This window comes from Bradyrhizobium sp. (assembly GCF_049581145.1).
GTDB lineage: Bacteria > Pseudomonadota > Alphaproteobacteria > Rhizobiales > Xanthobacteraceae > Bradyrhizobium.
This window is the reverse complement of sequence record NZ_JBAURI010000325.1, coordinates 1-5,904: the sequence shown is the minus strand read 5'-3', so window position 1 is coordinate 5,904 and position 5,904 is coordinate 1. Positions and strand designations below refer to the sequence as shown.

The window sequence follows — 5,904 nt, the reverse complement described above, 5'->3', positions numbered from 1 at the left end:
CGAATTGACCATCGACAAGACCATTCGCCATGTCGAGATGCTGCGCGATGTCCGCCGCCGCCAGATCGAGGCCGAGCGGGCGCACGCCGCGCTGTCGCGCTATTTCTCTCCGCAGATCGCAGGCAGGCTTGCCTGCGGCGAAGACGACGGCATGGCAGTGCAGTGGCGCGAGGTGGCAACCATCTTCACCGACATTACCGGCTTCACATCGCTGGTCGAAACCACGACGCCCGAGGTGCTCGGCGAATTGCTCAACGAATATGTGGGCGGCATGACGGATACGGTGTTTGCCCACCAGGGGACGGTCGCAAAGATCATCGGCGACGCCATCCAGGTCCTGTTCAATGCGCCGGAGGACCAGCCGGATTTTGCCACGCGCGCGGTCGCCTGCGCGCATGAACTGGACGGCTGGGCGCAGGCCTTTCGCGAACGCTGGCAATCGCGTGATGTGGCGTTCGGTCTGACCCGGATCGGCGTTCACGCCGGTCCCGCGCTGGTCGGCAATTTCGGCGGCGGTCGGTTCTTCGACTACACCGCCTATGGCGACACCATCAACACCGCCGCACGTCTCGAAGCCGCCAATAAGTTTCTGGGCACGCGGATTTGCGTCAGCGCCGCGGTCGCGCAAGCGGCAGCGAATTTCAGCGGCCGTCCGGTCGGCGATCTCATGCTGCGTGGACGCAGCGAGCCGCTGCGCGCGTTCGAGCCGCTGCAGCCAGGGGCCTTCGAGGCGCCGGCGGTGGCGCAATATGCGGAAGCCTTTGCCAAACTGGAGGCGGGCGATCCGGCGGCGATGCCAGCCTTTGCGGCGCTGGTCGGGCGCTATGCGGACGATCCGCTCGCCGGCTTTCATCTCAGGCGATTGTTGAACGGCGCCAAGGGCGTCCGCATGCAGCTGGAATGAACGACAGGACATCGACATGACACACGACTTTGCCGCCGGCAATTACCGGTTCATCCCGGCCGTGTTCCAGTATTCCAGCGGCGCCGCCGCGGCGTCAGGCTACGAGATCGAGCGCGTGCGGTTCGACCGGCTCGTGCCCTTGGCCGAGGGATTTGCGCAGGTCGCAGCCTACATCCAGGCCGCCGGCCGGCCGCTGACTGCGTTCTGCGCCTGCGAGCTGCGCTCGCCGGCCGCGTTCACCGAAGACGGGTTCCTGAAGTTCAATCAGCACTACGTCAAGACGCTTGCGCAGTGGGGGATTTTCGACGGCACCACCAATCCGGTGGCGCGCAGCAATGTCTGCCCGGAGATCGATCCGCCCGCCGAACCGTCGTTCTACGCCTTCTCCTTCACGCGTCCGGCACAAGGAATCGGAAATGGCGCGGCGCCGAGCTTCGTGATCGCCGGCGGCGCCGAGGCGCGGGGCGGCGCCGGCAGCTATCCCGAGCGCATCGTGCGCTACCGAGATCTCTCCCCGGAGGGCCTGCAGGAAAAGGTCCGTTTCACCACGCGCGAAATGGAACGGCGGATGGAGCTGTTCGGCTTTGGCTGGAACGACACCACCGCAGCCCAGGCCTACAGCATTCGCGACTTTCATCCGGTGGTCGCCGACGAGCTGGTGCGCCGCGGCGCCCTGCGTTCCGGCCTGACCTGGCACTTTGCCCGACCGCCAGTGATCGACCTCGAATACGAGATGGATTGTCGGCGGGTGCTGCGTGAGGTCGTAATTTAGGAATATCCATGCGATGGAATGGATTGTGTTTCCGTCATTGCCAGACGCGCAGCGGCCAGGCGATCCATGTTTCCCCTTGCGGCGCGGTGGATTGCTCTGCTGCGCTCGCAATGACGCTTTCGTCGACCGCGCGCTCCGCCCAACTGACTATCGCGCCCTTGGGTCGAGCGCGTCGCGGAGGCCGTCGCCGACCAGGTTGAGCGACAGCACCACGAGGAAGATCGCGAGCCCGGGCCAGATCGCCATCCAGGGCGCGTTGGTGAGGAAGCGTTGCGCGGCGTTCAGCATGCTGCCCCAGGATGGCGCCGGCGGCTGTTGTCCGAGCCCCAGGAACGACAGCGCAGCTTCGGCGATGATCGCGGCTGCGGTTGACAGCGTCGCCTGCACCAGCAGCGCGGGCATGATGTTGGGCAGGATGTGGAACAGCGCGATCCGCCAGCGCGGATTGCCGATTGCGCGCGCGGCCTCGACATAGTCCTCGACCTTGACGCTCATGACCTGGCCGCGGGTCAGCCGGATGAAGACAGGCGTCGCCGAAATACCGATCGCAATCATGGCATTGCCGAGGCTCGGGCCGAGAAAGGCGGCCAGCGCAATGGCCAGGATCAGGAACGGGCAGGCCAGCATGGCGTCGGTGATGCGGCTGATCAGCGCGTCGGCCAAGCCGCCCTGATAGCCGGAGACGAGCCCGAGCGGCACGCCGACCGAGAGCGCGATTCCGACCGAGATCGCGCCGGCCAGCAGCGACGCGCGGGCGCCATAGACGACGCGGGTCAGGATATCGCGGCCGAGATCGTCGGTGCCGAACCAATGCAGCGCCGAGGGCGGCTTGCGCACCAGGGTCCAGCTGGTCGCGATCGGGTCATAGGGCGTGACGAGCGGCGCGAACAGCGCCAGCAGGATGAAGGTCGCGATCACGATGAGGCCCAAGACCGCGCCCTTGCGCTTGAACAGCCGGCGCAGAGCGCGCCGCGCCGGGCTTTCGAGGTCGTGCTGCGCGGGCGCAAGAGGGATGGCGGGGAGAGCGGCGTCGGTCATGCGGCTCTAGGCCCGAAGGCGCGGGTTGACGAGGATGTAGGCGATGTCGGCGACCAGGTTCAGCGTGATGTAGATCGTCGCGGTCACCAGCACGACGCCCTGCACCACGGCATAGTCGCGGTTGAACACGGCATCGACGATCAGCTTGCCGAAGCCCGGTATCGAGAAAATCTGCTCGGTCAAGACCGCGCCGGACAGCAATGTGCCGAGCTCGAGCGCGCCCAGCGTGATGACAGGCGTCAGCGCATTGCGCAGGGCGTGCTTGAGGATCACCGCACGCTCGGACAAGCCCTTGGCGCGAGCGGTTCGGACGTAGTCGCTTTCCAGCACCTGCAACATGGCGCTGCGGGTGTGCCGCATCAGGATCGCGGCGATCGCGTTGCCGAGCACGAAGGCGGGAAGGATGGTGGAGGCAAGGCTCGCGCGCCAATTTTCCGACAGCGGCACATAGCCGGAGGCGGGCAGCCAGTTCAGCTTGATCGAAAACAGGAAGATCAGCATGATGCCGAGCCAGAAGTTTGGCGTCGAGATGCCCCACAGCGCGAATAGATTGGCGGCATAATCCCAGGCGGTGCCCTTCTTCACGGCCGAGACGATGCCGGCGGGAATGCCGATCAGAAACGCGATCACGATCGCCATCAGGCCGAGCTGCAGCGTCACCGGCAGCTTCTGTTCGATCAGGTCGAGCACCGGTACCTTGATGCGCAGGGACTCGCCGAAATCGCCGGACAGGACGCCCTTGACCCAATAGGCATATTGCACCGGGATCGGCCGATCGAGCCTGTATTGCTTGCGGATCTGCTCGATCGCAGCGGGGTCGCGCTCCTCGCCGGCCATGACCAGAGCGGGATCGCCGGGCAGCAAATGCTGCAGCGAGAAGATCAGGATCGACACGAAGAACAGCGTCGGAATCAGCTGCACGATGCGGCGCGCGAGGAAATTCAGCATATGCTACTTCAATTTCAACCCGACCACGCGCACCAGCCCGTCGGGCATCTGCGTGTAGCCTTCGAGCTTCCTGGTGTGAGCGATCAGAAGCTTGCGGTGATAGAGATAGATGATCGGCTCGTCGTTGAGCACGATCCTGGTCAGCTTTTCATAGACCGCCTTGCGCGCAACGGGATCGGCGGTGAGGCGCGCGTCTTCCATCAGCTTGTCGGCTTCCGGATTGGAATAGCCGCCATCGTTCTGCGGGGCGCCGCTGTGCAGGAAGATGTAGGAATTGCCGTCGGGATCGATCCGGCCGCTCCAGTTGATCTCGAAGATCTGGAAATTGCCGGCCTGGGCGTCCTTGAACGAGGTCGCGAACTCGATGACGCGGATTTTCAGATCAAAACCCGCTTCCGCAGCCATCGACTGAATGACCTGGGCTACGGCTTCGTTCTCCGGGCCCTTCGGGACCATCATGTCCACTGTCACGGGCAGCGCGACACCGGCCTCCTTCAGAAGCGCCTTGGCCTTCTCGACATTGCGCGGACGGACCGGAAACGCCGTCTGGTAATAGGGATGCTGCGGGCTGACCCATTGGTTTCCCGGCGTGAATTCGCCGTTGAAAACCACCTGGTTGAGGGCTTCGCGATCGATCGAGAGGTCGAGCGCCTGGCGCACCTTGGCCGACTGGCTCAACGCGCCCTTGCTCTTGTCGTTGTTGATGTTGATGGTGAGGCCGAGATAGCCGAGCTCCGGCGCGGTCGCGAGCACGAGGTTCGGGTCGGAGCGGACGTCCTTGATGTCGGTCGCGAGCACGCGCTCGATCAGGTCGAGCCCGCCCGACTTCAGATTGGCGAGCCGTACGGTGGGATCGACGATCGGCAGGAAAACGATCTTGTCGATGAACACGTTGTCCTTGTTCCAGTAGTCGGCGAACTTCTCGAACACCATACGGTCCTGCTGCACGCGCTCGACGAATTTGTAGGGGCCGGCGCAGACCGGATGCAGCCCGAACTTGTCGCCTTCCTGTTTCGCCGCCTTGGGCGACACCATCATGCCGGAGCGGTCGGTGAGCTGTGCGATCAAGGGCGCGTAGGGCGTCTTGAGCACCAGCCTGATGGTCAGGGGATCGACCACCTCGACATGGTCGACATTGGCGAGCTCAGACTTGCGGAACGAGCCTGGAAAATTCATGTGCCGCTCGATCGAGAATTTCGCGGCCTCGGCATCGAGCGGTTCGCCGTCCTGGAATTTCACCCCAGGCCGGAGCTTGATCGTCATCGCCTTGCCGTCGGCCGATGTCTCGTAGGACAGTGCGAGCTGCGGAACGACGTTGAGCTTCTCGTCGATGTCGAACAGCTTGTCGCAGAAGGCGGAGAAGACGATACGCCCGACATAGGTGCGGGACAGCGAGGGATCCAGGATATCGGGATCTTCGGCGAGGCCGATCCGCAGCGTGGTCTGGGCGAGCGCTGCTGCCTCGAAACACAGCAGCAGGGCCGCCGTCGTCACCACCAAACGCACCATCTTCATCACAGATCGTCCCTTGCTCGCTGGTCAAACCGCCGCTGGTTTTGTCTCGTCGATACCAACCCCGGACCGCCCCATTGCTTCCTCCGGCCGGCTGAACGCCGCGACCAGTTTCTCCAGCGTCGGCGAAAATCCGCCACCAGCGGCAATGATGGCGTCGGTCGGCGGCAGCTCGGCACTCCGATGACAGGCGGTGGCGTGGCCCGAGGCGTCGGCATGCAATTGCGGGGCCTCGATGCGGCAGCGGTCGATCACAAAGGGGCAGCGCGGATGGAAGCGGCAGCCCGTGGGCGGGTTGAGCGCGCTCGGCATCTCCCCCTGCAACAGCATGCGGCTGCGTTTTGCCTGCGGCCTGGGCACCGGGATCGCCGACAGCAGCGCGCGGCTATAGGGATGACGGGGCGAGGCGAACAACGCCTGCGTCTCCGCGGTCTCGACGATGCCGCCGAGATTCATCACGGCTGTGCGGTCGGCGATGTGCTTGACCACCGCAAGATCGTGCGAGACGAAGACATAGGACAGCCCCAGCCGGGCCTGCAGGTCGCGCAGCAGATTGAGGATCTGCGAGCGGATCGAGACGTCGAGCGCCGACACCGGCTCGTCGCAGATGATGAGCTTCGGCTCGACCGCGAGCGCGCGCGCGATCGCGATGCGCTGCCGCTGGCCGCCGGAGAATTCGTGCGGGTAGCGACGTGCGAAGCGCGGCTCGAGGCCCACCAGCCGCAGCAAT

6 protein-coding genes are annotated in these 5,904 nt (G+C 64.7%); 2 read left to right on the top strand and 4 right to left on the bottom strand.

What is annotated here, in order from left to right; genetic code table 11:
• Together WCB02_RS10780 and cnbZ are read left to right on the top strand one after the other, a co-directional pair.
• Nucleotides 1-904, top strand: a 904-nt coding sequence (locus tag WCB02_RS10780) for an adenylate/guanylate cyclase domain-containing protein (RefSeq protein WP_423958117.1), incomplete at its 5' end; no start/stop codon positions are given.
• Nucleotides 905-920: 16 nt separating this feature from the next.
• Nucleotides 921-1,676 (top strand): 2-amino-5-chloromuconate deaminase CnbZ, encoded by a 756-nt coding sequence (cnbZ, locus tag WCB02_RS10775; protein WP_423958116.1) that lies wholly within the window; start codon nt 921-923, stop codon nt 1,674-1,676.
• 147 nt (nt 1,677-1,823) lie between these two features.
• On the opposite strand, the gene WCB02_RS10770 is transcribed toward cnbZ, so the two are convergent.
• The 4 genes from WCB02_RS10770 to WCB02_RS10755 form a co-directional block, all read right to left on the bottom strand.
• Nucleotides 1,824-2,714: an ABC transporter permease gene (locus WCB02_RS10770; RefSeq protein WP_423958115.1), complete on the bottom strand. Its 891-nt coding sequence runs from the start codon at nt 2,712-2,714 to the stop codon at nt 1,824-1,826.
• Between the two features lie 6 nt (nt 2,715-2,720).
• On the bottom strand, nt 2,721-3,662 hold the full coding sequence (locus WCB02_RS10765; RefSeq protein ID WP_423958113.1) for an ABC transporter permease: 942 nt from the start codon (nt 3,660-3,662) through the stop codon (nt 2,721-2,723).
• A gap of 3 nt (nt 3,663-3,665) precedes the next feature.
• Nucleotides 3,666-5,177, bottom strand: a complete 1,512-nt coding sequence (locus WCB02_RS10760) for an ABC transporter substrate-binding protein (RefSeq protein ID WP_423958112.1) — start codon at nt 5,175-5,177, stop codon at nt 3,666-3,668.
• 24 nt (nt 5,178-5,201) lie between these two features.
• Nucleotides 5,202-5,904: oligopeptide/dipeptide ABC transporter ATP-binding protein (locus WCB02_RS10755; protein ID WP_423958111.1), on the bottom strand; the 703-nt coding region annotated here is incomplete at its 5' end.